The organism is Psychrobacillus sp. FSL H8-0484 (genome assembly GCF_038005325.1).
Taxonomy (GTDB): domain Bacteria; phylum Bacillota; class Bacilli; order Bacillales_A; family Planococcaceae; genus Psychrobacillus.
Genome location: NZ_JBBOSZ010000001.1, coordinates 1,297,961 through 1,323,839, shown reverse-complemented (window position 1 = coordinate 1,323,839; position 25,879 = coordinate 1,297,961). Strand labels below are relative to the sequence as shown.

The 25,879-nt window shown below is 38.2% G+C and carries 26 protein-coding genes; 1 reads left to right on the top strand and 25 read right to left on the bottom strand.

The window, feature by feature from the left end; genetic code table 11:
- Positions 1 to 11 precede the first annotated feature (11 nt).
- The 16 genes from rpsP to MHH81_RS05980 form a co-directional block, all read right to left on the bottom strand.
- Entirely contained in the window at positions 12 to 284 is a 273-nt protein-coding gene (gene rpsP / locus MHH81_RS06055; RefSeq protein WP_053590001.1) for a 30S ribosomal protein S16, read from the bottom strand.
- 104 nt (positions 285 to 388) lie between these two features.
- Complete coding sequence (gene ffh / locus MHH81_RS06050; RefSeq protein ID WP_340919075.1) at positions 389 to 1,744, bottom strand: signal recognition particle protein; 1,356 nt, start codon at positions 1,742 to 1,744, stop codon at positions 389 to 391.
- Positions 1,745 to 1,757: 13 nt separating this feature from the next.
- Positions 1,758 to 2,087 carry a putative DNA-binding protein gene (locus MHH81_RS06045; RefSeq protein ID WP_340919073.1) on the bottom strand — a complete coding sequence of 110 codons (330 nt, stop codon included), beginning with the start codon at positions 2,085 to 2,087 and terminating at the stop codon, positions 1,758 to 1,760.
- 71 nt (positions 2,088 to 2,158) lie between these two features.
- A complete protein-coding gene (gene ftsY, locus MHH81_RS06040) occupies positions 2,159 to 3,181 on the bottom strand; it encodes a signal recognition particle-docking protein FtsY (protein ID WP_340919070.1) in 1,023 nt (340 codons plus the stop codon).
- 45 nt (positions 3,182 to 3,226) lie between these two features.
- Entirely contained in the window at positions 3,227 to 6,781 is a 3,555-nt protein-coding gene (smc, locus tag MHH81_RS06035; RefSeq protein WP_340919068.1) for a chromosome segregation protein SMC, read from the bottom strand.
- Between the two features lie 3 nt (positions 6,782 to 6,784).
- Entirely contained in the window at positions 6,785 to 7,543 is a 759-nt protein-coding gene (rnc, locus tag MHH81_RS06030) for a ribonuclease III (RefSeq protein WP_340919066.1), read from the bottom strand.
- 245 nt (positions 7,544 to 7,788) lie between these two features.
- On the bottom strand, positions 7,789 to 8,025 hold the full coding sequence (acpP, locus tag MHH81_RS06025; RefSeq protein ID WP_093263354.1) for an acyl carrier protein: 237 nt from the start codon (positions 8,023 to 8,025) through the stop codon (positions 7,789 to 7,791).
- Between the two features lie 115 nt (positions 8,026 to 8,140).
- Positions 8,141 to 8,887 (bottom strand): 3-oxoacyl-[acyl-carrier-protein] reductase, encoded by a 747-nt coding sequence (fabG, locus tag MHH81_RS06020; protein ID WP_340919064.1) that lies wholly within the window; start codon positions 8,885 to 8,887, stop codon positions 8,141 to 8,143.
- Positions 8,880 to 9,830, bottom strand: a complete 951-nt coding sequence (fabD, locus tag MHH81_RS06015; RefSeq protein ID WP_340919062.1) for an ACP S-malonyltransferase — start codon at positions 9,828 to 9,830, stop codon at positions 8,880 to 8,882. The genes fabG and fabD overlap by 8 nt, the downstream gene beginning before the upstream one ends.
- A complete protein-coding gene (gene plsX, locus MHH81_RS06010; RefSeq protein ID WP_340919060.1) occupies positions 9,823 to 10,818 on the bottom strand; it encodes a phosphate acyltransferase PlsX in 996 nt (331 codons plus the stop codon). Before plsX ends, fabD begins: the two co-directional genes overlap by 8 nt.
- 17 nt (positions 10,819 to 10,835) lie before the next feature.
- Entirely contained in the window at positions 10,836 to 11,402 is a 567-nt protein-coding gene (gene fapR / locus MHH81_RS06005) for a transcription factor FapR (RefSeq protein WP_340919058.1), read from the bottom strand.
- Positions 11,403 to 11,497: 95 nt separating this feature from the next.
- Positions 11,498 to 13,546 (bottom strand): ATP-dependent DNA helicase RecG, encoded by a 2,049-nt coding sequence (gene recG / locus MHH81_RS06000; protein WP_445678071.1) that lies wholly within the window; start codon positions 13,544 to 13,546, stop codon positions 11,498 to 11,500.
- Positions 13,536 to 14,435, bottom strand: a complete 900-nt coding sequence (gene sdaAA, locus MHH81_RS05995) for an L-serine ammonia-lyase, iron-sulfur-dependent, subunit alpha (RefSeq protein WP_340919056.1) — start codon at positions 14,433 to 14,435, stop codon at positions 13,536 to 13,538. Before sdaAA ends, recG begins: the two co-directional genes overlap by 11 nt.
- Before the next feature lie 11 nt (positions 14,436 to 14,446).
- Positions 14,447 to 15,109: an L-serine ammonia-lyase, iron-sulfur-dependent subunit beta gene (sdaAB, locus tag MHH81_RS05990; protein WP_340919054.1), complete on the bottom strand. Its 663-nt coding sequence runs from the start codon at positions 15,107 to 15,109 to the stop codon at positions 14,447 to 14,449.
- A gap of 114 nt (positions 15,110 to 15,223) precedes the next feature.
- Complete coding sequence (locus MHH81_RS05985) at positions 15,224 to 16,879, bottom strand: DAK2 domain-containing protein (protein ID WP_340919052.1); 1,656 nt, start codon at positions 16,877 to 16,879, stop codon at positions 15,224 to 15,226.
- A 16-nt stretch (positions 16,880 to 16,895) separates the two neighbouring features.
- Positions 16,896 to 17,258, bottom strand: a complete 363-nt coding sequence (locus tag MHH81_RS05980) for an Asp23/Gls24 family envelope stress response protein (RefSeq protein ID WP_340919050.1) — start codon at positions 17,256 to 17,258, stop codon at positions 16,896 to 16,898.
- A gap of 504 nt (positions 17,259 to 17,762) precedes the next feature.
- Between MHH81_RS05980 and rpmB the strand changes: the two genes are divergently transcribed.
- A complete protein-coding gene (gene rpmB / locus MHH81_RS05975) occupies positions 17,763 to 17,951 on the top strand; it encodes a 50S ribosomal protein L28 (RefSeq protein ID WP_142605779.1) in 189 nt (62 codons plus the stop codon).
- A gap of 56 nt (positions 17,952 to 18,007) precedes the next feature.
- Here the strand turns inward: rpmB and spoVM are convergent, their stop codons facing one another.
- Genes spoVM through def form a run of 9 tightly spaced genes read right to left on the bottom strand, consistent with a single transcriptional unit; the run spans position 18,008 to position 25,870 of the window.
- Positions 18,008 to 18,100: a stage V sporulation protein SpoVM gene (spoVM, locus tag MHH81_RS05970; RefSeq protein WP_340919048.1), complete on the bottom strand. Its 93-nt coding sequence runs from the start codon at positions 18,098 to 18,100 to the stop codon at positions 18,008 to 18,010.
- 14 nt (positions 18,101 to 18,114) lie between these two features.
- Positions 18,115 to 18,771, bottom strand: a complete 657-nt coding sequence (locus MHH81_RS05965) for a thiamine diphosphokinase (RefSeq protein ID WP_340919045.1) — start codon at positions 18,769 to 18,771, stop codon at positions 18,115 to 18,117.
- The gene (gene rpe / locus MHH81_RS05960) at positions 18,768 to 19,436 is read right to left on the bottom strand and encodes a ribulose-phosphate 3-epimerase (protein ID WP_340919043.1); all 669 of its coding nucleotides are present in this window, start codon (positions 19,434 to 19,436) and stop codon (positions 18,768 to 18,770) included. Before rpe ends, MHH81_RS05965 begins: the two co-directional genes overlap by 4 nt.
- A 2-nt stretch (positions 19,437 to 19,438) precedes the next feature.
- On the bottom strand, positions 19,439 to 20,323 hold the full coding sequence (rsgA, locus tag MHH81_RS05955) for a ribosome small subunit-dependent GTPase A (protein ID WP_340919041.1): 885 nt from the start codon (positions 20,321 to 20,323) through the stop codon (positions 19,439 to 19,441).
- Positions 20,324 to 20,334: 11 nt separating this feature from the next.
- The gene (pknB, locus tag MHH81_RS05950) at positions 20,335 to 22,311 is read right to left on the bottom strand and encodes a Stk1 family PASTA domain-containing Ser/Thr kinase (RefSeq protein WP_340919039.1); all 1,977 of its coding nucleotides are present in this window, start codon (positions 22,309 to 22,311) and stop codon (positions 20,335 to 20,337) included.
- A 2-nt stretch (positions 22,312 to 22,313) separates the two neighbouring features.
- Positions 22,314 to 23,051 (bottom strand): Stp1/IreP family PP2C-type Ser/Thr phosphatase, encoded by a 738-nt coding sequence (locus MHH81_RS05945; RefSeq protein ID WP_340919036.1) that lies wholly within the window; start codon positions 23,049 to 23,051, stop codon positions 22,314 to 22,316.
- 40 nt (positions 23,052 to 23,091) lie between these two features.
- The gene (gene rsmB, locus MHH81_RS05940) at positions 23,092 to 24,444 is read right to left on the bottom strand and encodes a 16S rRNA (cytosine(967)-C(5))-methyltransferase RsmB (protein ID WP_340919034.1); all 1,353 of its coding nucleotides are present in this window, start codon (positions 24,442 to 24,444) and stop codon (positions 23,092 to 23,094) included.
- On the bottom strand, positions 24,441 to 25,382 hold the full coding sequence (fmt, locus tag MHH81_RS05935) for a methionyl-tRNA formyltransferase (protein WP_340919032.1): 942 nt from the start codon (positions 25,380 to 25,382) through the stop codon (positions 24,441 to 24,443). The genes rsmB and fmt overlap by 4 nt, the downstream gene beginning before the upstream one ends.
- Positions 25,379 to 25,870 (bottom strand): peptide deformylase, encoded by a 492-nt coding sequence (def, locus tag MHH81_RS05930; protein WP_340919029.1) that lies wholly within the window; start codon positions 25,868 to 25,870, stop codon positions 25,379 to 25,381. The genes fmt and def overlap by 4 nt, the downstream gene beginning before the upstream one ends.
- Positions 25,871 to 25,879: the final 9 nt, after the last annotated feature.

The window sequence follows — 25,879 nt, the reverse complement described above, 5'->3', positions numbered from 1 at the left end:
GTCCCCTCCGATTATTTGCCGAGTTTTGCGTTATGGAATTTCTCCATAATTCCTTGTTCTGAGAACAAGTTACGTACTGTATCAGATGGTTTTGCACCGTCTTGAAGCCATTTTAACGCTAATTCTTCGTTAATTTTAACTTCAGCTGGTTTAGTAAGTGGGTTGTAAGTACCTACTGTTTCAATTTGACGACCATCACGTGGTGAGCGAGAGTCTGCTACTACAATACGATAGAAAGGAGATTTTTTTGCTCCCATACGTTTTAAACGAATTTTAACTGCCATTTTTTATTGCACCTCCGAATAGTTTCACACAAGATAGTATATTATCAAGCTTTTATTTGTTTGTAAAGTGTTTTTTCTTAACACCCTATATTTTTCTGGAAAATTTATTTGAAAAGCGAGTCTAAACCGGGCATTTTCATCTTTTTCTTCCCTTTTTGTTGCATGTTTGTCATTTGCTTCATCATTTTTTTCATGTCTTCAAATTGCTTCAATAATCTGTTAACGTCTTGTATCGTAGTACCAGATCCTTTTGCAATTCTTTTTTTCCTTGGACCATTAATGATTTCAGGTGTTGTTTTTTCTTGCGTGGTCATGGAGTAAATAATCGCTTCTACACGATCCATTTGCTTTTCATCGACTTTTGCATTTTCCAACCCTTTAATTTTACCCGCTCCTGGAAGCATTTTTAAAATTTCATCGAGTGGTCCCATTTTCTTCATTTGGCCAATTTGATCTAAGAAATCGTCAAATGTAAAAGATTGTGTACGGAATTTTTCTTCTAATTCTTTTGCTTTCTCTTCATCGACATTTGCTTGCGCTTTTTCGATAAGGGACATCATATCGCCCATACCTAAAATACGTGAAGCCATTCGCTCTGGATGGAATGTTTCTAAAGCATCCATTTTTTCACCCATACCTACAAATTTAATAGGCTTTTGCGTTACAGAACGGATGGATAGTGCTGCTCCGCCTCGAGTATCCCCATCAAGCTTTGTCAGGACAACTCCTGTAATTCCAATTGATTCGTTAAAATTATTCGCCACATTGACCGCATCTTGCCCTGTCATTGCGTCCACAACTAAAAATACTTCATCCGGTTCTTTAATTGCACGAATATCTTTTAACTCTTGCATCAGGGTTTCATCAATATGGAGTCGACCCGCAGTATCGACGATTACAACGTCATAATGCTCCTCTTTTGCATGATCCATCGCCTGTTTCACAATTTCAACAGGTGAAACATCTGTCCCTAACGCAAATACTGGTAACGAAAGTTGTTTTCCGATCGTTTCTAGCTGCTTTATTGCTGCAGGACGGTAAATATCGGCCGCAACTAATAAAGGCTTCTTATTGTACTTTTTACGAAGTACATTTGCGAGCTTCCCAGTAGTTGTTGTTTTACCTGCACCTTGTAAGCCAACCATCATAATGACAGTTGGTGGTCTGGAAGAAAAAGAAATTTGACTTTGCTCTCCACCCATTAACACCGTCAGTTCATCTTTAACAATCTTAATGACATGTTGACCTGGTGTTAAGCTTTTCATGACTTCTTGCCCAACAGCCCGTTCGGATACATTTTTAACAAATTCTTTTACTACTTTTAAGTTTACGTCCGCTTCAAGAAGCGCATAGCGGACGTCTCGCATCATTTCTTTTACGTCTGCTTCAGAAATCTTTCCTTTTCCTTTGATTTTCTGAAGTGTTCCCTGGAGTCGCTCAGCTAATCCTTCAAACGCCATGCATGCCCGCCCCCTAATCCCATTCTTTTAATTGATTAATGAGTTGAATCAGTGTTTTTTCAGATGATTGATCCTTTACTAATAGCAGTAGCTGTTCAATCGTTTCTTGTCGTTTTTCGAACTTTGTTAAAAGGTTTAGTTTATCTTCATACTCCTCTAACATTGCTTCTGTTCGACGTATATTATCGTAAACCGCTTGCCTCGAAATGCTGTATTCCTCTGCAATTTCGCCAAGTGATAAATCATCTAAATAGTAAAGCTGCATATAGCTTCTTTGTTTATCTGTTAATAATGCTTGGTAAAAATCGAAGAGAAAATTCATACGAGTTGTTTTTTCAATCATTCCCATCTCTCCTTACCAATTCAATTGTCATCCTCTAGTTTAGTAACTGAGGATGCATCTGTCAAGTAAAATTACTTGTCTGTTTCGTTTTCACTTTCTAGTTCTAGACCTTCTGCAAATAGACCATAGACATATTTTTCTGCGTCAAATGGTTGCAGATCATCCATTTGTTCCCCTAAGCCCACAAATTTCACAGGGATATGAAGCTTGTTTCGAATAGCTAACACGATACCGCCTTTAGCAGTCCCATCTAGCTTCGTTAAAACAATTCCTGTAACATTTGTTACTTCTTTAAAAGTTTGAGCTTGCACAAGCGCATTTTGACCAGTAGTAGCATCAAGCGCTAGTAAAACTTCGTGAGGAGCATTTGGAATTTCTCTTGAAATAACACGATGAATTTTTTCTAACTCATTCATTAAGTTCACTTTATTTTGAAGTCGCCCTGCAGTGTCACATATTAGCACGTCCGCATTACGCGTTTTTGCAGCTCTAATCGCGTCATACATAACTGCAGCAGGATCAGATCCTTCTGCTTGCTTAATCACTTCCACGCCTACTCTATCGCCCCATACTTGAAGCTGATCAATAGCACCAGCACGGAACGTATCTCCTGCAGCAAGTATTACTTTCTTACCTTCCCCTTTTAAACGATGAGCAAGTTTCCCAATAGTCGTTGTTTTCCCTACTCCATTTACTCCAACAAATAAAATAACAGATAACCCTTCGTTTTCCAGTTGAAGCTCGGTCGAATTGTCATCACCTGCTTCATAAATCTCTACAAGCTTTTCGGAAATAACAGATTGAATACCCGCTGTGTCTTTAATATTTTTCCGTTGCACTTCAAAGCGCAAGGATTCCATTAACTCCACAACCGTTTCAAAACCAACATCCGCTTGTAGTAAGATTTCTTCCAGTTCTTCGAAAAAGTCTTCATCCACTTTACGATATCTAGCAACAAGATCGTTTACTTTGGATGTAAATTGATTTCTTGTTTTTGCTAAACCTTCTTTAAATTTATTCGTAATTGAAACCGTTTCTTGGACTTCTTCTGTTGTTCCTAACATTTTTTCTTTAAACTTTTTAAAAAAACTCATATATAGACTCCTTTATTTCGAGTTGTATAACAAGATTTAGATGGCTTATGTCACTAACTGCTCTTCTAGTCTTACAGAAACTAATTTAGAAATACCGGATTCCTGCATGGTAATACCATACAAGACATCCGCACCTTCCATTGTCCCTTTACGATGCGTAATAACAATAAACTGGGTATCATGACTGAACTTTTTCAAATAATTGCTATAACGAGTAACATTTGCTTCATCCAGTGCAGCTTCTACTTCATCTAAGATACAAAACGGAACTGGTCGCGTATGAAGAATTGAAAACAGTAAAGCAATAGCAGTAAGTGCACGCTCTCCACCAGATAATAGGGACAGATTTTGCAACTTCTTCCCTGGAGGTTGCGCAAGAATATCGATACCTGTATCCAGTAAGGAAGTTGGATCCGTTAATATAAGATCAGCCTGACCACCACCAAATAATTCTCGGAAAACGGATTTAAAATGTCTCTGAATTTCGTTAAAAGTAGTTTCAAAACGAATCGACATCTCTTCGTCCATTTCTCTAATTACTTCATGCAATGTTTCTTGTGCAGAGAGCAAATCTTCTCGTTGTTCCGTTAAAAATGAATGGCGTTCACTTACTTGTTGATATTCTTGAATAGAGCCTAAATTAATAGGACCTAGTTCTTCAATAGAACGTCTCAGAAGCTTCACTTTTTTACGGGCTAGTTCTTCTTCCATTTCAAATGGGAAGTCGCGCTCTGCTTCCTCTAATGTCATTTCATAGGTGTCTTCTAAATGATTTTGCAACGTGTTCATCTCTACTTCTAGTTTACTTAACTTGATTTCGAGGGCACGTTCTTCATTCGTTTGTAAACTAAGCTGCTGTTGGATTTGCTTCAGAATATTTTCAGCATCATTTACTTTTTGTGCAAGTTCCAACCGATTCGTTTTACCAATTTGGATTTGCTCCATTAAATGGTCTTTTATCGTTTTATGCTTTGCAATAAGATTAGTTAGCTCTTCTGCAGAAGGACCACCTTGATCATCATTTTCATACCAACCGATTTCTTTTTGTAAAGTATCTACTTTTTGCGAGCTCGTTTGAATGGAAAGAACAAGCTGAGCTTTTTCTTTTTCCTGCTGCGTCACTTGTTCATTGACAACTGCAATAGATGATAGCAACTCACCAAGTTCATTTTGGAACTTGTCTTTCTCTTCAATAGATTGTTGCTTTAATAACTGTAGCTGATCGATTGTCTGCTGAATAGACGCTAGTGATTTTTTTATCTCTGCACTTCTAGTAGCGGTTTGATCTTTTTTAAGAACTAAGTTTTCGTGCAAATGATTCTTTTCCATTTTTACTTCATCATATTCCAGTAATTGATTGGTAAGTCGAGAAATAATGGCTGCGCACTCTCTCGTTTCCGAAAGTAGTTTATGCTCTTCTTCACGGAAAGCTTCTCCAGCAAGACGCGTTTCTTCAAGTACTATTTTCAATTGCTGTACTTCTTGCTTTTTAGAGGAAACAGAACTCTCCGCTTGTAAGACGGACTTTTCTAATTCTAATAACTTGTCATTTAGCTGCTCCAGCTCCACTTTTCGCGTGAATAAAGAAGACTGTTGTTTAACTGAACCACCCGTTAAAGAACCACCTGCATTCACAACATCCCCATCTAAAGTAACAAAACGGTATTTATATTGTAGTCGAGATGCCATTTCATTTGCACCTTTTAAATCTTTTGCAATAATAATATTTCCGAGAAGGTTTTCTACAATAATTTGATACCCATCACTATAGTTAACCAATTTATCTGCTGTATTTACAAAAGAAGGATGTTGATTAATACTCGCCAATGTATGCTCGTTTAATTTTCGAGATTTCATTACTTGCAGAGGAAGAAATGTCGCTCTACCTACTCTTTTCTTTTTTAACCATTCAATTGCCTGTCGTGCATCTTGACTAGTGTCTGTAATTATATGCTGAGACTGTTGACCAATGGCTGTATCAATTGCATTCATATACGAATGTGGAATTTGTATTAACTCTGCTACGGCACCATGGATACCTTGCAATTCTTTTTTATCCCTAGCAATTAAAACTTCTTTAACTCCTTGGAAAAATCCAGAAAACTCAGACTCTAGCTCTTCTAAAGAGTCTTTTCTAGCTTGCATTTGATGCTTCATTTGATACGCTTTTTGAAGCATGGTTTGCTGTTCTTCAAAGGAATTTTCCAGACGTTCCGATGCTTGTCGTTTTGTCTTATAATCTAGTAATTTTTGCTCTAATTCTTTTTGACAAACAGCTAATAGCTGATTTAATTGCTCTTTACGGCTCGAAAGCTTTTCTAATTCTTCTTTTAACTCTCGGTAATCTTCGATCATTTTCTCAGAAGAAACCAATTCAACATGAAGTTGCTGCTCCATATGCTTCATTTCGTTTTTCATGGTAGCTTCTTCATTCAATAAATCAATATAAGTGCTTTTTAAATCTTCTATTTCTTCTTCCACTTCAGAAGCTGATTTACTTAGTACCTTATCAATTTGAAGTTTCTTGGAACGAAGTTCTTTCAGAAGAATTTGTTTTTCTGAGTTGGAGACGTTGTTTTCTTCCAGCTGCGATTCAAGCATTTGAAGCTTTTCTAGCTCTTCTTCTAACGCTCTTCTTAACTGGGAAATTTGTTGACTTGCATTTTGTTTCTTTTCCGCAAGTAAAAGTTTTCTACCTTCTAAACGCTCTAATTCAGAACTAGCCTCGACTAGCCCAGTCTGTTCAGCATCTAACTTTTCATCTGTTGCAGATATCACTTTTCTATCGGTTTGAATACTTGTTTCCGATTCATTAATTTGCAACAAAAGCTTTTGTTTTGATTCTTCCAAAACTTGTAGTTTTGTATGTAAATCCGAACTTTCTTGTACGAATAATCGTAGGTCATGAGCAATTACAGCAACTTCAATGTCTTTCAGCTCTTCGGACATTTTTAAATAATCAGATGCTAAGGAAGACTGAATTTGTAAAGGCTCCAGACGTCCATCTAATTCATGCAGAATATCTAGTACGCGATTTAAATTATCATCTGTTTCAATAAGTTTAAATTCCGCTTTCTTTTTTCGTTGTTTATATTTGAGCACTCCTGCAGTTTCTTCAAAAATAGTCCTTCTATCTTCTGGTCGACTATTTAAAATTTCATCTACTCGACCTTGTGAAATGATGGAAAAGGCTTCTTTGCCGAGTCCAGAATCTAGAAATAAATCCGTGATATCCTTCAATCTACACGTTTGTTTATTTAATAGGTATTCACTATCTCCCGACCTGAAAACTCTTCTTGTCACACTAATTTCTGCAAAATCAAGTGCTACTCGATTATCTGAGTTATCGAGTATTAAGGTAACTTCTGCAAAATTTAAGGCTTTTCGTGAATCACTACCAGCAAAAATAACATCTTCCATTTTTGCTCCACGAAGTGATTTAGCAGATTGCTCTCCTAAAACCCATCTGATCGCATCTGTTACATTACTTTTACCACTACCATTTGGGCCTACTACCGCGGTAACTCCAGGAACAAAATCTATTCCAATTCGGTCCGCAAATGATTTAAATCCAATAATTTCTAATCTCTTAAGGAACAATGATTATTCCTCCCGTTCTTGATCCTTTATTGCGAGTATCGCAAGTCTAGCAGCTTGTTGTTCTGCTTCTTTTTTGGAACGACCATTGCCGACTCCAAGTTCCTTTGTGTTTAAAATAACGCGAGATATGAAGGTGCGGTTATGTGCCGGCCCTTTCTCCTCAACGATTTCATAGCTTAGCATTCCATTATTTTGTTGCTGAATAACTTCTTGTAATTGACTTTTATAATCCATCACATGCGAAAAAGCACCGATTTCGATTTTAGGGAACACAATCTTTTCTAAAAATGAAACGACTACATTCAATCCCTGATCTAAATATAATGCACCGATAAATGCTTCAAAAACATCTGCTAATAGCGCTGGTCTTTCGCGACCTCCAGTTAGCTCTTCCCCTTTTCCTAGCAATACAAATTTGCCAAAGTTAAGTTCATTAGCAAATAGAACTAGAGAAGGCTCACAAACGATAGCTGCTCGAAGCTTTGTTAGCTCCCCTTCACTCATCAGCGTATATTGCTTAAATAAATATTGAGATACCGATAACTCTAAAACGGCGTCTCCAAGGAACTCCAGGCGTTCGTTATCAGTGTAAAACTTCCGTCGATGCTCATTCACATAAGATGAATGGGTAAAGGCTTGATACAATAATGTTGGATTATTAAATTGAATTTGGAAATGCTGTTGAAAATGTTCAAACTGCTCCTTCACACTTTCAGAAAAAACTGCTTTTTTAGTGTGACTACTTTTACGATTTACTTTCATGAATAATCTGCCTTTCTTGCTTATCATCTATCCGTTTAAGTTTACCTGTTTATATACTATTGTGCAAAAAGAAATAGAGACGCTCTACCTATTCAATACGAATAAGTAGAACGTCTCTGTTGCTATTGATATGGTAAAGGATTTCACCTAGCAAGCTCGAGGCTTGCGTGAAGTCGCATTAATGCGATGTTCTTAGGCTAATTCCCTTGACTATCCGAGCAAAATACGCCAAGGCGTATTTGATATTAGCCTTGTTTGCTTTCAATATAGCTAACTGCACTACCTACAGTAGAAATGTTTTCAGCATCTTCATCTGAAATTTCCATATCGAACTCATCTTCAAGTTCCATTACTAGTTCTACTACATCAAGAGAGTCAGCACCTAAATCATCACGGAAAGATGCTTCTAATTTTACTTCGCTTTCATCTACACCTAGACGATCGACGATTACTTTAGTTACGCGTTCTAAAACTGTTGACACATTTGTCACCTCCCCTCAATGATTATACAAAAAACTTCCACTTAATGAAAGAGTTATTCAAATTTTGAAGGCAATACTTCAGAGTGAATGAAAGCATTTCTCAACAATCTGAAGATTACATGTACATGCCACCATTTACATGTAAAGTTTGTCCAGTAATATAATTCGCATCATCCGAAGCTAAAAATGCAACTGCTTTTGCAATATCTTCTGGATTCCCAAACTTAGCAAGTGGAATTTGACTTAACATTTGATTTTTCACTTCTTCAGGAAGTGCGTCCGTCATATCCGTCGTAATAAAACCAGGTGCAACAGAGTTTACCGTAATATTGCGGCTCGCTAACTCGAGTGCAGTGGATTTCGTTAACCCAATTACCCCTGCTTTCGCTGCAACATAGTTTGCTTGTCCTGGATTTCCAGATACCCCAACGATGGAAGTGATATTAATAATACGACCTTGTCTCTGTTTCATCATTTGTCGAGTCACAGCTTTCGTGCATAGGAAAACACCTTTTAAGTTTGTGTTAAGTACATCGTCCCATTCTTGTTCTTTCATGCGCATTAGAAGATTATCTCTCGTAATACCTGCATTGTTTACTAAAATATCAATTGTACCAAAAGTTTCTAGTGTAGTACTAATTAATTTTTGGACATCTTCTGCTTGATCTACATTTGCTTGAACTGCAAATGCCTCCCCACCAAAAGATTTAATTTCTTCTACTACCGCTTCTGCTTTTTCTTGACTTCCACTATAGTTAACGGCAACTTTTGCGCCTTCTTTTGCAAGATAAAGTGCTATGTCTTTTCCAATACCACGAGAAGCACCTGTTACAATTGCTGATTTTCCATCTAATTTACCCATTTTTAATCTCTCCTAATTCAGTAATTACTTGTTGCAATGATTCATCGTCATACACGCAATAAGTAGTAACAGAGCGATCGATTTTTTTCACTAATCCACTCAGAACTTTACCTGGTCCGCATTCAATAAATACAGTTACGCCAAGCTCGATCATTTTCTGCACAGATTCTTCCCAACGAACTGGTGAATACAGTTGCTCCACCAATAAGTTCTTCATCTTTGAAGCTTCTGTTACTGGAAGTGCCGTTACATTTGAAATAACCGGTGTTGTTGTATTTTGCAACGAAATAGCTGAAATAGCTGCATCTAGTTTTTGTGCAGCAGGTCGCATTAATTCAGAATGGAATGGCCCACTTACTACTAATGGTATCGCTCTTTTCGCTCCCGCTTCTTTCGCTTTTGCAGAAGCAGCCTCCACTCCAGCAACAGTTCCTGAAATTACGATTTGCCCCGGACAATTCAAGTTAGCCACTTGAACAACTTGACCATTAGTAGATACTTCATTGGTCACTTCAGTTAACGCTTCTTTATCTAATCCTAAAATTGCAGCCATAGCACCTTCACCTGCAGGAACTGCTTCGTTCATATACAATCCTCTTTTATGAACTAATAAAACAGCATCTTCGAAACTTATCACATTCGATGCCACAAGTGCCGAATACTCCCCTAAGCTATGACCAGCAGTATAATCCGGAGAAATACCAGCTTCCAATAACTTCTGAGCAACCATTGTACTTGTCGTAAGTAAAGCAGGCTGCGCGTGATACGTTTTTGTCAGTTCTTCCGCCGGTCCCTCTAACATAATGTTCGAGAGAGAAAACCCTAAAACTTCATCTGCTTGCTCATAATATTTTTTACTTTCACGATCAGCTTCGATAAATTGTTGACCCATCCCAACCGATTGTGAACCTTGTCCTGGAAAAATAAATGCAATTTTAGTCATTTGGTAATTCCTTTCTTAAAGTACTTTGAATAATGCCACATACATCATGTTCTACCATAGTTCTCGCTTGTCGAATAGCATGGAAAATAGCATTTGCATTAGAAGAACCATGCGCTTTAATAACCGGGGATTTTAATCCAAACAAACCCGCTCCACCGTATTCTGAGTAGTCAAGTTTGCTTTTTAATCCACGCAATTGATCTTTGACAAGAAGAGCCGACAATTTTGTTTTGGTAGAAGTATTGAAAGCCTCTTTCAGCAACGTAAAAATCCCCGATGCAGTTCCTTCAATCGTTTTCAACACCATATTACCTGTGAAACCATCCGTCACTACAACATCTGCTACACCGTTCAATAAATCCCTAGACTCCACATTACCTACAAAATTAATTGGAGCTTCTTTTAATAAAGCAAATGCTGCTTTCGTAAGCTCATTTCCTTTTTTATCTTCTGTACCAATATTTAATAGACCAATACGCGGGTTATTGATGCCGCGAACTTTTTCCGCATAAACGCTACCCATAACAGCAAATTGCTCCAGATGTTCTGGTTTTGCATCTGAATTTGCTCCTAAATCAAGCATGACAAATCCTTTACCATCTAATGTCGGTAGAGTTGGAGCAAGAGCTGGACGTTCCACTTGATCAATGCGACCAACAACAAATAATCCTGCTGCCATTAAAGCGCCTGTATTTCCGGCTGAAACACACGCATCCGCTTCTCCATTTTTCACCGATTCCGCCATTTTCACCATCGAAGAATTTTTCTTTTTACGTACAGCACGCACTGGTTCATCTGTTCCTTCTATAACCTCATCCGTATGTATCACTTGTAATCGATCATGTGCAGTAACAAGAGGTGCTAACTTTTGTTCGTCACCATACAATTGTATTTCTATATCATCAAAAGCTTGTAAAGCTTCATACACACCTTTTACGATTTCGTGTGGAGCGTTGTCTCCACCCATTGCATCTATTGAAATTTTCATTTTATACTCACCTTTTTTTAAGACATTGTTACTCGATACATATTAAATTCCCCGACAAAAACGGTCTCATTATCTACTTTGCTAGTCACTTCAATCAATGTGCTGTTCTTTTCTGTGTCACTCGCTAATACTACCGCTTTTGCAATGACTCTATCTCCTGCTTTTACTGGCTTTACAAACGTAATTTTTGATTTTCTTGTGAGTGCTAGTTCATCATTAATAACAGCAACAGCTAAAGAGTTTGCTTGCGCAAATAAATGATGCCCCCTCGCAATGCCATTCCTTGCAAATACATGATCCGGTGTAATATCCAATAAAGAAATTGCTTGCTTATCTAAATCAATATCAATAATTTCTCCGATTACTTCTTCAATCGTAAGCGACTTTACTTCTTCCTCGTAATTATGCGCTGCAACTGATTTTATACGTTCCCGTAATTCAGGAATGGATAGTTCCATTCGATCAAGACGAATAGTCTGCACACTCACATTAAATGTGGAAGCCAAATTATCATCCGTAATAAACGGGTTCTTATCTAATGTTTCCATAAGCAGTTTTTGTCTATCTTTTTTTGTATATTTCATCCAATCACCACCATCTTAGCACTTGGTACTAATATCAGTATATAAATATTAAAAAAAGAATGCAAGAATTGATTCAAAATCAATCTCACATTCCGTTAATCAATTCTTTCTCCGTCCAACGCTTTGGAGTTTATTAAAATTGTCCGCAATCCTTCCATTTCCTCCGACTTCCAAAATTCATCGGAGTTCAAAAGCCTTTCCGCATCTGCTTTTGCGGTATTCAATGCACGATAATCATGCACAAGATCTGCCATTTTGAATTCTGGTAATCCACTCTGTTTTCTCCCAAAAAAGTCACCAGGGCCTCGAAGTTCTAAATCTTTTTCCGCAAGAACAAATCCGTCATTCGTTTCCGTCATCGAGATCATTCGTTCTTTACCTTCCTCCGATTTAGGGTCTGCGAGCAATACGCAATATGATTGATGTTCACCACGACCAACTCGGCCTCTTAGCTGGTGAAGCTGCGCTAGGCCAAAACGTTCTGCATCGAAAATAATCATAAACGTCGCATTCGGGACATTTACGCCTACCTCTACAACCGTAGTCGAAACAAGCAAATGAACTTTACCATCCGAAAAATCACGCATCACTTCATCTTTTTCATCTGGATGAAGTCGTCCGTGCATTAAACCAACAGAATAGTCATTCCCAAGCTCCGCTGACATCATATTGTACACATCCACAGCATTTTGTACATCTAGTTTTTCCGACTCTTCAATTAGCGGACAAATAATATATGCTTGTCGCCCATTTGCTAATTCTTTTTTTAAGCGGACTACTAGCTTGTGCAGCTGATCATGCTTCATCCAATGTGTATCGATTTTTTTACGTCCCGCTGGCATTTCATCGATAATCGATACATCCATTTCACCGAAGGCAGTAATCGCTAGAGTACGAGGAATCGGAGTAGCCGTCATAAATAAAACGTCAGGATTTTCACCTTTTTCCTTCAATACTCTCCGTTGCTCAACCCCAAATCGATGCTGTTCATCTGTAATAACTAAGCCAAGGCGATTAAACTTTACATCCGGTTGAATTAAAGCGTGCGTACCAATTAGTAAATCGATGTTTCCAGCTTCTAAGTTTTCTAATACAATTCGACGAGCTTTCGCCTTTGTAGAACCTGTCAGTAGGGCAATCTTAACCCCGATCGGAGAAAGCCATTCGTCTAACGAGCTTGCATGCTGCTCCGCTAAAATCTCTGTCGGCGCCATAAGAGCGCCTTGATATCCAGCGGTAATGACCGAAAACAAACAAATAGCTGCTACAACTGTTTTCCCAGAACCTACATCTCCTTGCAAAAGTCTATTCATTCGATGTGGTTCCTTCAAATCTCGACAAATTTCATTGACAACTCGTTTTTGAGCATTCGTTAGTTCATATGGTAATGATTCAATTAACTTTTTCACCATATCATTGTTGTAAGCAACGCTATTCCCAACATTTTGTTCTTTGCGTACTTTTTTAATTGCTTGCATTTTCAACTGAAAAGTAAGCAGCTCTTCATACACAAAACGTCGTCGAGCATTCTTGGAATGATCGGCATCTTGCGGAAAGTGTATACCCTCTAATGCCTCCGAAATATTCGGTAGACGATAAGGCACTCTAATCGATTCTGGTAAAGAATCTACTAGGTACCCCTGTATTTCATCTAAGGCTTGTCGCATAAATTTCCTGAAAATCTTTTGACTTATGGAACCTTTTAAAGAATAAACTGGCTCAAAATCTTGTTGATCTGTTTTAGGACCGGCAGAAAAAGTACTAACATTAATAACCTGTCTACCTCTGTCCCATTTACCTGTTACCGTAACAACAGAACCCGGTATAATCTTCGTTTTTAAATAGGCTTGATTGAAAAATACCGCTTTAATAAGATGCTGTCCTGCTAATAAACGAACTTGCAGCCTCGATTTATTTTTCCCTAAAAAAAGAAGAGAAGGCTCACTCTCGACCCTTCCTTCTACTGTTACTCGCTCATTGTGGGCGGTTTCTGCTAAATTTTTTAATCGAAAATCTTCATGTCGATAAGGAAATGTCATGACTAAATCTTCTAATGTGACAATCCCTAATTCATGTAATGCGTTAGCTGTACCACTTCCCACTCCTTTTAAGGAAGTGACTAACTCATCCTTTTTAATTTCCACTGCCTACCACTGCTCCACCGAAAATTTTAGCCTCTAACCATTTACCAGTTGGAGTTGCAGCGAGTCCGCCTTGAGCTGTTTCTTTTAGGGAAGTTGGCATTGTTTGGCCAATTTTATACATTGCATCGATTACTTCATCACATGGAATGCGACTCGTTACACCTGCAAGGGCCATATCTGCAGCTACTAGAGAATTAGAAGCTCCCATTGCATTTCGTTTCACACAAGGTACCTCTACAAGTCCAGCTACAGGGTCACAAACTAAACCAAGCATATTCTTAAGTGTTATCGCAAAAGCCTCCGAACTTTGTGCAGGATTTCCTCCAGCCATTTCGACAATCGCTGCTGCAGCCATCCCAGCGGCTGAACCAACCTCTGCCTGACATCCACCAGCAGCTCCAGAAATAGATGCGTTATTCGCTACAACAAAGCCAAATGCTCCGGCAGTAAACAAATAGCGAATCATTTGTTCTCTAGTTGGATTTAATTTATTTTTCACCGCAAATAACGTTCCAGGTACAACGCCAGCTGAACCCGCAGTAGGTGTAGCACAAATAGTACCCATAGCAGCATTCACTTCATTCGTCGCAACCGCTTTACTTACTGCATCTAGCATTAATTCGCCTGAAAGTGATTTCCCTTTTTTCATATAGGCTTGCAGAAGAACTGCGTCTCCTCCCGTTAATCCAGAGGTAGAACGGACACCATTTAACCCTCTTTCCACCGCTTCTTCCATGACCGTCAAATTACGATCCATCTGACTCATAATTTCTTCTCGCGAACGTCCGGTTATCATGATTTCTTGCTCAATCATAATTTCAGAAATAAGCTTTTTCTCTTCATTCGCTCTTTCTACTAGCTCACGAACATTGTGAAATAAAACCTCCACGATATCCCTCCTTAATCTGCAATTCTTGTAACTTGAGTAATATTTGGCAATTTAGTAAGCTCTACTAAAATAGATTCGTTTATATTTTGATCCACTTCGATAACCATTAACGCCATGTTCCCTTTCTCTTTTCGAGAAACCTCCATATGACCAATATTAATATCATACTTCGCTAAACAATTGGAAACACTAGCAATACATCCAGAACGATCTTCATGTACAACCAAAATAGCTGCTAAGTTACCAGACAGTCGAAGGGGGAATCCATTTAATTCTGTAATTTCCGTTTTTCCTCCACCTATCGATATTCCAACCATCGACATCTCTTGCTGGCCATCACCAATAACAATACGCGCCGTATTTGGATGGTCCGTATGTGCTGTTTCTGGAATAAATTCAAATGAAAGTCCTACTTTTTCCGCGTCTTCAAAAGCAGTTTTAATACGCTCATCAAATGTATCGTAATCTAGTAATCCACCGATTATCGCTATATCTGTCCCATGCCCTTTATACGTTTCCGCAAAAGATCCATACAAATATATTTTAGCCCAAGTAGGTTGCTTTCCGAATAAATCTCGTGCAACTCGACCGATGCGTGCTGCTCCAGCAGTATGGGAAGAGGATGGTCCAATCATAACGGGTCCAATTATGTCAAAAACAGATTTGAATTTCAATTAACAGACCTCCAATTTAATGTTTAATAAATCTATTTTACACTTAATAGTTATATTAAACAAAGTTGTAGTAAATCAAAAACCACGTGGATTAATCCTCCACGCGGTTTTGTATTATTCAACAGATAAAATATAAGGATATAGTGGTTGTTTACCGTTATACAGTTCAACCTCAATATCTTCAAATTGCTCTTTAATATACGTAGCAAATTCTTTCGCTTCTTGTTCTGTAACGTCTTCACCGTAAATGACGGTGACAATTTCTGCTTCTTCATCTATCAATGCTTTTGCTAAGTTTGTTGCAGCTTCAACTCTAGAAGGATTAGAAAGAATGATTTTCCCTTCCGCAATGGACATGAAATCATCTTTTTTAATTTCAACACCGTCTATAGACGTGTCTCGAACAGCAAAAGTAATTTGACCTGTTTTCACATGAGCAAATGCAGCCGTCATATTCTTCTGATTTTCTTCTACAGTCACTTGAGCATTAAACGCTAAAATTGCCGCCATCCCTTGAGGAATAGTTTTTGTCGGCACTACCGCGGCTTCAATTCCTAAAACTTCTGCTGCTTGTTCAGCAGCCATAATAATATTTTTGTTATTTGGTAAGATAAGTACTCGTTCTGCACCAACAGCTTCAATTGCTTTCACAATATCCTCTGTAGAAGGATTCATCGTTTGACCACCTTCAATGACAGCCGATGCACCTAGGCTTTTCAACAGTTGCGAAACACCAGATCCCATTGCTACCGTTACAACGGCATAAGGATGTTTTTCTGCTTTTTTCGTTGGCATCTCGTTTGAGTATCCCGCCTCAACGATTTCGGTATGTTGTTGTCGCATATTCTCGATTTTTATTTTTATCAAGTCTCCGTATTGTTGGCCATATGATAACACTTCACCTGGAGTTTCGGAGTGAATATGGATTTTAGCAATTTCATCATCGGAGATAACTAATAAAGAATCTCCATACGCGCTTAAGTCATTGCGGAATGCCGTTTCATCAAAGGCTTTTTTACCCTCTTCAAATCGAACCATAAATTCTGTACAAAAACCAAATTCGATATCAGCAGTGTCCATAAACCCTTGTACACTTTTGTGGTGTTCTGCATTTACAAGATCATCCATGGAGGAACTAACAGTCTTCTCTGGTAGTTCTTCGCCTTTCAAGCTCGCTAAGAAGCCTTCATAAACAAATACAAGTCCTTGCCCACCACTATCTACTACTCCTACTTCTTTTAAAACAGGCAATAGGTCTGGTGTTCTATTTAATGATTGTTTTGCTTCTTCCACAATTGCTGTCATTAACTCGCGAATGTCCTCAACTGTTCCACTTACTTCTACAGCCTTCTTCGCAGAATCCTTCGCTACTGTTAGAATGGTACCTTCCACAGGCTTCATTACTGCTTTATAAGCTGTCTCGACACCGTAATGTAAGGCTTGTGCAAATTGTTTTGCATCTAATGTAGCATTTTGCTCGATAGACTTTCCAAAACCTCTGAATAGTTGTGATAAAATAACACCTGAATTTCCACGAGCTCCCATAAGTAAGCCTTTAGATAGAGCTTGTGCTGTTTTACCAATATGCTCTCCAGTATTCGCAGCTGTTTCCTTTGCGCCTGAAGTCATAGAAAGGTTCATATTTGTTCCTGTGTCACCATCTGGTACAGGAAATACATTTAATGCATCGACGTAATCTGCATTTTGGAAAAGATGATGTGCTCCCATCTTGACCATATCTGCAAATTGAATACCATTGATTGATTTCATTATTTTCTCTCCTTAATCACACGTTTGCCACGCGAACTCCTTGTACATAAACATTTACGGATTTCACAGACATACCAAGAGATTTATTAAGTGTGTACTTCACTTTGGATTGTACTTGATAAGCTATTTCAGAAATTTTCGTTCCGTAACTTACTATAATATACATATCAATATGTAGATCCTCTTTTTCTTGTCTTACTAGAACGCCTTTAGTGAAATTCTCTTTTCTTAATATATCTGTTAAACCATCTCTAATTTGATGCTTTGACGCCATACCAACGATCCCATAGCACTCCATTGCGGCTCCGCCAGCAATTTGAGCAACTGCATCTTGTGATATATCGATTTGTCCGAATTCGTTATTCAATTCAATTGACATGTTGAAACCTCCCAAGTCCTTTTTGACTATCCTTTATTGTACTACACCCATTGAAATTATAAAAGAAACGTTTCTTTTCGTCTACAGTTTCCCTGTTTTAAAATAGCGCGCATAAATAGTTACTGCTAGGATTTAGCGCTCTGGCATTCGCTTTCCGCGGGCGAGCGATGTGCCTACTCCTTCGCTTACGCTACTTGCAGGGTCTCGTCTGTCTCGCTTTCCTGCATGAGTCTCATGCCCTACAATAAATGGTAGAGTGAGACAAAAAATGCTGTGAACGCGACAAAATACCTTTCGAACACGACAAAGCGTACTCCGAACGAGACAAAACCAATCAAACAGATGCTCCGTTTGCGCACTTTTATAATATTGGACACTTTTTGTCTGTAAAGGTTTTTTTCTTGATAAGCCTTGCGTATAATAAAAGTCTGTGGTAAATTATTAAAGTATGTGAAATATCGAACTGAAAAATCTTTCAGCTTCTTTTTTAAAGGAGGAAATATAATGCCAAAAGTATGTGCAATCACTGGGCGTAAAGCTCGTTCTGGTAATGCTCGTTCTCACGCAATGAACGCTACTAAGCGTACATGGGGGGCAAACCTTCAAAAGGTCCGTATTCTTGTTGACGGTAAACCTAAACGTGTATGGGTTTCTGCTAGAGCTTTAAAATCAGGAAAAATTGAGCGCGTTTAATCGCACTCATAATTAATGCCAGGCCGACTACTGTCGACCTGGCATTTTTTCGTTTCCTACTTCTTCACTTCGTCCTTCTTAAACAAACGAATACAAACCTTGACAATACTACTGACGGATTTAGGCAATCTAAATGTGTAGACCTTCACACAATTCCTCCCTTTTAGTCACTGCTTCTTATCATTAAACATATGCCCGCAGTGAAAGAGATAGTACTTGTTCGATCTTTTTGTTCATTGCTAATAAACTTTGCATCCCCTACCATCATATTCTCATTAGCAACGTTATACTTAAATCCTTTTAACGTAATATTCTTCACCATTTCACCAAATGAAAAGAATGAAATGTACTTAAAATATGCATATTTCTCCACTTCATGGGTTCCAGGAAATAAAAACTGAATGCGATTCTGCTTATCTTGAATGGAAAAAGGAATAGTTGGATGATTTAATTGAAAGTGGCATACGTCATGTAAAGCTGCTTCATAATGATCTAGACGCCCACCACTTACCCCAGTTAAAATCACTTCATCTGGCTTATATTTTAACGCCTCTTGAAGAGCTATGTGGGTATCTGTCTCGTCTTTTTCCGCCTGTAATATCGTAACATTTCGTATTTTAAGTTTGAGCATATGTAATTCTTCATCTGTAAGGGAGTCAAAATCACCAATAATTTCATCTGGTGTTATTCCTTTTGCTAATAAATGAATAGCCCCTCTATCTGCACCAATAAAAACAGTTTCATCTTGCAAAAGAAGAAGCTGTTTAAGATCAACAACTTCTTCTAATGGACCTCCAGCGTAAACAATTACTCGTTTCATTTCGCCGCTACGCTTAAACCAGCTTCTTTAATTGCTTGCAAAGCTTTTCCTTTATCTGGAGCATTGTATATAGCTGACCCTGCCACTAAAATAGTAGCACCTGCTTCTACACAAGGCTTAATCGTTTCTTCATTTATTCCACCATCAATTTCTATTTCAATGGATAAGTTTCTTGTTTTAATAATGTCAGATAGTTGTTTCACTTTAGGAACGACAGAGTGAATAAACTTTTGCCCGCCAAATCCTGGGTTAACTGTCATGAACAGAACCATATCAATGTCTTCTAACACATGTTGAATAGACTCTATTGGTGTATGAGGATTTAACACAACTCCTGGCTTCACGCCAAATGAACGAATCAATTGAATCGTTCTATGAAGATGTGGAGAGGCTTCGACATGGACTGTAATATAGTCGGCGCCGGCTTTTGCAAAAGCCTCAATATACTGATCTGCATTTTCAATCATTAAATGGACATCTAAAGGAAGCTTTGTCAGTGGACGAAGTGCCTCCACAACAATTGGTCCCATTGTAATATTCGGAACAAAGTGTCCATCCATTACATCAATATGAATTAGCTCTGCTCCCGCTTTTTCGACTTCTAATACTTCTTCTCCTAGCTTAGCAAAGTTTGCTGCTAAAATGGATGGGGCGATTTTCACCATAATTAATACCTCGGCTTTCTATCTACTATTTCATCAAAGAACTGCAAATAATGTTTGTAACGATAATCTTTTATTTCTCCTGATTCGACTGCATCTTTTACGGCACATTTCGGTTCCTTCACATGCAGACACTCACGGAACTTACAGTCATCTTTTTTGGCTACAAAATCTGGAAAACAGTAAGTGAGTTCTTCTTTTTCCATCAAATCAAACTCGAACGAACTGAATCCAGGTGTATCTGCTAGTAGACCATCACACACTTCTATTAACTCCACATGTCTTGTCGTGTGTTTTCCTCGACCAAGTGCATTGGAAATAATACCAGTTTTAAGGTCAAGTGAAGGTAAAATTGTATTTAATAACGTAGATTTCCCAACACCAGATTGACCTGCTAAAACGGTCGTTTTACCTTTTAGGAGAGGTGCAATTTTGGCATCGAATTCCGGATCATCCTTGTAGGTCATTAATAGTTGATAACCAATTTGTTCATAATCTTTCATATATTGTTCCATCGTTTTTTCCATTTTTTCGTCCATTAAATCACTCTTCGTTAAGCAAATGATTGGCTCAATTTGGAATGATTCTAGGACAACTAAAAATCGATCCAATAATATGGTGTTGAAATCCGGCTCTTTAATGGAAAACACTAAAATTGCTTGGTCTATGTTGGCAATAGGGGGACGAACTAGGTTATTTTTCCGTTCATGTATAACTGTGATAGTACCGTCATTATTTCCTTCAACCGTATAATCGACAAAGTCCCCTACTAATGGGGATTCTCCCCTATTTCTAAAAACGCCTCTACCCCGACATTGAATAAGCTTGTCATTGTCGTCGTACACATAGTAATATCCGCTCAATGCTTTTCTAATTTGACCTTTTGGCATCCAAAGCCTCCCTAATTTATATCCTCATAAGCAATCGTTTCTACTGCAATTACAGTTGAATTTACTTCCACACGATACGCTGCTTTTTGACCTTCACTGATTTCTAGTTTTATTTGTTTTTCGATTGTTTCTGTCAAAACAAACTCTTCTACTGGCACTGTCATTGATCTCGTATTATCATCAATATAAATACGAACAATTTGTTCTGGGACAACTACCTCTCCATTCTCACCCTCGCTACCTTCCGCGTTTTCTGGAGGTTGTTCATAAGGAATCGTCACAGTTTTAACAAAAAATCGAGTAGCCTTTGCTTTTGGACCATCCGACAGTGTAACCTCAATGGTACTGCCAGGTGGCACTTTTGCGTTTACTTTAGGTGTTTGTTCTAGAACGTTTCCTTTAGGTTCACTTTCAGAATTCACCTTACTTCTAACGACTATTTTTAATCCCGTACTTTTTTCATAGTCACTTAATGCCTTTTCGTTAAATCCAGTTAAATCTTTAACTGTTCTTAGTTCTAACCCTTTACTTACGGTGAACACTAAGTCTGTTTCACCTGGAATAATTTCCGTACCCTCTTTTGGTGATTGGTCTAAAATGGTTCCAACTGCTTTTGACGAAAATTCCTCTACTATTTGGATACTATGATTTTGAAACAACGTTTTGACTTGATCAATGCCTCTACCCGTGTAGTCTTCCATGGTAGAGGTTTCCTTCCCAGAGGAAACAAACAAATGAATTTCGGTTTCTTTTTCACGAAGCTTCCCTGCTTCAGGGGTTGTTCGAATAACATTTCCTTCCTCCACTTCATCCGAAGGCTCTTCTGTTTGATCCCCAACCTTAAATCCATCTGCCTCTAATTGTTCAATAGCAGCCTTAAGCTCTAGATTTGCAACATCAGGAACTTCGATTTTTTCTGGTCTAAATAACCCTGGGAATACAATAATCATTAGTAATATTAATAATACTATTCCAGCTATTACACCACTAATAATTTTCCGTTTCTTTTGTTTCGGTTTTGGACTATTTTTTTCCAATGGCACGGATGCTGTAGACATTTTTTTCGTCTCAGAAACTTCTTCGAAAGAAACAGGTTCTTTAATAATTGGTAAAACTTTTGTTGCATCCTCGTCAATAGCTACAACAAACTTTTTCTCGCTTGCTCTTTCTGGTGATAAAGCAGTCGCTAAATCCGCTTCCATTTCCTCTGCAGAACGATATCTATTCTTCGCATCCTTCGCTGTGGCCTTTAGCACAACATTTTCCAAACTTTGCGGTATAGTCGGAATGATTGCTCGAATGGAAGGGGTTTCTGATTGGAGATGCTTTAATGCAATCGAAACTGCTGATTCTCCTGAAAACGGGAGTTGCCCCGTAAGAAGTTCAAACAATACAATCCCTAATGCATAAATATCTGATTGCTTCGTAGCTGTTCCTCCGCGCGCTTGCTCGGGTGATAAATAATGAACTGTCCCTAATACGGAATTGGTTTGCGTATAGGATGTCGCACTAAGCGCCATAGCAATACCGAAATCTGTTATCTTTACATTTTCTTGCTCGTCCAGCAAAATGTTCTGCGGCTTAATATCACGGTGAATAATGTGATTATTATGAGCAGTTGAAATTGCTGAAGTAAGCTGTTTCATAATAGAGACAGATTTAGCCGGTGAAATAGGAGCTTTTTGTTGTATGTATTGTTTTAATGTATCACCTTTGACATATTCCATGACAATATAGTGAATATCCTCATCTTCTCCTACATCATATATGTTCACAATATGTGGGTGTGTAAGGCTCGTTGCAGATAGTGCTTCACGTTGAAAACGTCGACGTAATTCTTCTTCATTTGAAAAATCATAGCGCAATACTTTAATCGCTACATCACGGTCTAAAATCATGTCATGCGCTAAATACACATTTGACATGCCGCCTCCACCAATCATATCGAGTAGCTTATATCTGCCACTAATTCTTTTACCTATTAACATCCTTACACCTCCTCAGCGTTGTTTGATAACAAGATTAATGAAATATTATCTTCTCCACCAGATTTGTTTGCTTCCTCCACTAAATCCTCTCCTTTTTGTTCGAGAGATTTATTCGAAAAAAGAATGTTCTGTATAAAGGATTCACTTAATTTGTTACTTAATCCATCCGTGCAAAAAAGAAAATAAGAATTTTGGGGAAATTCTACTTCAAAAAAATCCGGGTGAATCGTTCGTTCCGTTCCAACTGCTTTCATCAATACATTTTTCTTAGGATGCGTTTTTGCTTGCTCTTCACTAATTTCCCCTGAATCAATTAAAACATTTACGTAAGAATGGTCACGTGTAATTTGTTGAACCTTTTCTTTCGTAACGTGATACACACGGCTATCTCCTACATGTGCGATGAGACCTTTATTATTTTCAAACAGACCAGCGATTAACGTAGTACCCATTCCTTCACAGCCTGCCGTGATGGATGAGTGCCTAACAATTGACTGATTAATAGATTGAAATGTATACGTTAACCAATCTTTTGCTTTTACAATAGAAGGATTGTAAGCATGAAAATACTTTTGAAATTCGGAAATAGCTATTTCACTTGCTACATCTCCAGCGTTATGACCGCCCATACCATCTGCAACAACAGCTAGTATTCGATGATCTTTGCGAACAAACACATCTACACGGTCTTCATTTACCGTCCTTTTCATACCTACATCAGTTTTAACAACGAACTTCATCTATTCATTCACCTCTTATTGGTTTAGAACAACGTTGCAATTAGCTCTTCTTTTGAAAGACCGCTACAAAGAATCCATCACTTCTTAAATCATGTGGGAAAAGCTGTAGCATTCCCTCTTGCTCTTGTTCTTTAATATTTTTTACAACGTCTGGAAAATGTTGAAGGTGCATATCTGGATGAGATTCTAAAAACAATTGTGACGTTCCTTCATTTTCTTCACGGTCCACGGTACAAGTACTATAAACTAATAGGCCATCTGGTTTTAATAGCTTGTATGCCTCGTCTAATAGATTCATTTGAATCGGCTTAAGGGTAGCAAAATCTTTTTCGTTTTTCGTGTATTTAATGTCTGGCTTACGTTTCATCACCCCAAGACCACTACATGGTGCATCGACTAAAATGCGGTCAAATGATTGTTCTGGGTAAGCTTCCGATGCTTTACGACCATCCATTTCGACGGTTTCGATAAAATTAAATCCAAGTCTATCCGCATTTTCTTTCACTAGCTTTAATTTGTGCTGGTGAATATCCATTGCAACTAGCTTCCCAGTGTTTTTCATTTTTTCTGCAATATGCGTTGTTTTTCCACCAGGAGCAGAACACATATCTAATACAGTCATACCAGGCTCCACTTGAAGCGCATAAGCAGGAATCATGGAACTTTCGTCTTGAATCGTTACAAAGCCATTTTGGAAAGCTGTTGTTTTTGCTGCTTGAGCATTAAACAAATAAATACACTCAGGAATAACTTCGCTTTGTGCCACGACATATCCTTCTTGTGTTAATAAATGAAGTACTTGTTCTACTGTTCGTTTGAATATATTCACTCGAAGCGTTGTAACGGGTGCTTCATTATTTTCTTTTAGCATTTTTTCGGTCGTTTCAAAACCATATTGAGATATAAAACGCTTCACCATCCATAATGGGTGACTTGTTTCAATAGATAGTCGTTCCACTTCATCTTTAATTTCTTCCGTAGAACGTACACCTTCTCTTAATATTGAACGTAATATTCCGTTTACGGCTCCCGAAATACCTTTATGCCCTCTTCTTTTGGCAATATTCACTGCTTCGTTTACGGCTGCATGATCAGGAATTCTGGATAAATAATGAATTTGATATAAAGATAGACGTAGTAATTGTTTCACCCAATCATCTAGTTTTCCTTTAATGAATGGCTGTAAATAATAATCTAATGTCATTTTGTACTGAAGAGTTCCATAGGTTAGTTCCGTAAGTAATGCACGGTCTTTAGGCTCGATAGTATATTTTTCAATGGTTTGATGTAAAAGTAAGTTGCTGTACGCTTGTTGTTTTTCCACGGCCATTAAAATAGTTAGTGCTGCATCTCGAACATTACCTGTCCAGATTTTTTCTGTTTTTTTCGTCATTCAAAGTTATCCCCTATTCGCAATTTCGAACCAACGCCACGCAAATAATCTTCTGCGGACATTTTCTTTTTTCCAGATGGTTGTAATTCGTTTATTCGAATTGCTTCTTCAAATCCTGTTTGAATAACAAAATAATCCGACTCTATTTTCACAACAGTTCCTGGTTGTTCTTTTGTATTTACTTGTATCGTATCTGCTTTCCAAATTTTAACCGTTTGATCTTCCAACGTTGTATATGCGACTGGCCAAGGATGAAGTCCTCGAATTTGATTGTGTAACTGTAATGCGGATTTGTTCCAATCGAGTCTTTCCTGCTCTCTAGAAATATTTCTTGCAAACGTTACCAATGATTCATCTTGTTTCACACGATCATTTGTTTTAGCAATAATCGCAGGTAACGTTTCTTTTAATAAGTCAGAGCCAACTTTACTTAGCCTATCAAACAGTAATCCTGTATCATCTGCATGCTCAATGCCAATTTCACTTTGGGCGATTATATCACCAGCATCCAGCTTTTCTTCCATATACATAATCGTTACTCCCGTTTTATCTTGCCCATCGATAATAGCCTGATGAATTGGAGCACCTCCACGATATGCTGGTAACAAGGATGCATGGACATTAATACATCCAAGCGTAGGAGCGTCCAGCAATTCTTTTGGTAGTAATTGCCCAAATGCAGCCGTCACGATTAAATCAGCATTTAAAGCGATAATTTGCTGAAGTTCTTCTGAACCTTTTAGTTTTGTCGGTTGAATGACTGGCAAACCAAGTTTAAGTGCCTCTTCCTTTACAGGCGGTGGAGTTAATACTTTTTTTCTCCCTACAGGACGATCTGGCTGCGTTACAACAGCTAACACTTGATAGCCTTCCTCTACGAGCATACGTAGTATCGGAGCGGAGAATGCAGGTGTCCCCATGAAAACGATAGATGTCATGCTTCTTCCTCCTCCGCATTCTCAAGTTCTTCCACGTCTACGTAACGAATGATTTTAGATGTGAATAAAACACCGTGTAAATGGTCGATTTCATGCAAGATGGCTCTTGCCTCATAATCTTCTGCTTCTAATTCATACAAGGCACCATCGCGATCTTGTGCTTCTACTTTCACATAAAACGGACGCTCTACTTCGCCGTATATGTCTGGAAAGCTTAAGCAACCTTCTATTTCAATTTCAGAGCCACCAATTTCAACGACTTCCGGATTAATCATTTCAATCACTTCTTGTCCTTCTCCTAGATCGACAATGGCAACTTGAATCGTTTCACCGATTTGGGGTGCTGCAAGTCCAATACCATCAGCAGCGACCATTGTATCGTACATATCGTCTAGAAGAGCTGCTAGCTTTTTATCAAATACTTTTACTTCCTTACATTTTGTCGTAAGGACATCATTTGGGTGTGTGATTATTTCTAGAATTGCCATTTCTTTTCC

Coding starts and splice junctions, on each gene's coding strand:
- def (WP_340919029.1), bottom strand. CDS start 25,870: ATGGCAATTCTAGAAATAATCACACACCCAAATGATGTCCTTACGACA.
- fmt (WP_340919032.1), bottom strand. CDS start 25,382: ATGACATCTATCGTTTTCATGGGGACACCTGCATTCTCCGCTCCGATA.
- ffh (WP_340919075.1), bottom strand. CDS start 1,744: ATGGCGTTTGAAGGATTAGCTGAGCGACTCCAGGGAACACTTCAGAAA.
- fabD (WP_340919062.1), bottom strand. CDS start 9,830: ATGACTAAAATTGCATTTATTTTTCCAGGACAAGGTTCACAATCGGTT.
- MHH81_RS05965 (WP_340919045.1), bottom strand. CDS start 18,771: ATGAAACGAGTAATTGTTTACGCTGGAGGTCCATTAGAAGAAGTTGTT.
- fapR (WP_340919058.1), bottom strand. CDS start 11,402: ATGAAATATACAAAAAAAGATAGACAAAAACTGCTTATGGAAACATTA.
- rpe (WP_340919043.1), bottom strand. CDS start 19,436: ATGGTGAAAATCGCCCCATCCATTTTAGCAGCAAACTTTGCTAAGCTA.
- rpmB (WP_142605779.1), top strand. CDS start 17,763: ATGCCAAAAGTATGTGCAATCACTGGGCGTAAAGCTCGTTCTGGTAAT.
- MHH81_RS05945 (WP_340919036.1), bottom strand. CDS start 23,051: ATGAAGTTCGTTGTTAAAACTGATGTAGGTATGAAAAGGACGGTAAAT.
- fabG (WP_340919064.1), bottom strand. CDS start 8,887: ATGGGTAAATTAGATGGAAAATCAGCAATTGTAACAGGTGCTTCTCGT.
- rnc (WP_340919066.1), bottom strand. CDS start 7,543: ATGAAAGTAAATCGTAAAAGTAGTCACACTAAAAAAGCAGTTTTTTCT.
- ftsY (WP_340919070.1), bottom strand. CDS start 3,181: ATGAGTTTTTTTAAAAAGTTTAAAGAAAAAATGTTAGGAACAACAGAA.
- rsmB (WP_340919034.1), bottom strand. CDS start 24,444: ATGACGAAAAAAACAGAAAAAATCTGGACAGGTAATGTTCGAGATGCA.
- MHH81_RS05985 (WP_340919052.1), bottom strand. CDS start 16,879: ATGAAATCAATCAATGGTATTCAATTTGCAGATATGGTCAAGATGGGA.
- rsgA (WP_340919041.1), bottom strand. CDS start 20,323: ATGCCAAAAGGTCAAATTAGAAAAGCATTGAGCGGATATTACTATGTG.
- MHH81_RS05980 (WP_340919050.1), bottom strand. CDS start 17,258: ATGTCAATTGAATTGAATAACGAATTCGGACAAATCGATATATCACAA.
- pknB (WP_340919039.1), bottom strand. CDS start 22,311: ATGTTAATAGGTAAAAGAATTAGTGGCAGATATAAGCTACTCGATATG.
- rpsP (WP_053590001.1), bottom strand. CDS start 284: ATGGCAGTTAAAATTCGTTTAAAACGTATGGGAGCAAAAAAATCTCCT.
- MHH81_RS06045 (WP_340919073.1), bottom strand. CDS start 2,087: ATGATTGAAAAAACAACTCGTATGAATTTTCTCTTCGATTTTTACCAA.
- plsX (WP_340919060.1), bottom strand. CDS start 10,818: ATGAAAATTTCAATAGATGCAATGGGTGGAGACAACGCTCCACACGAA.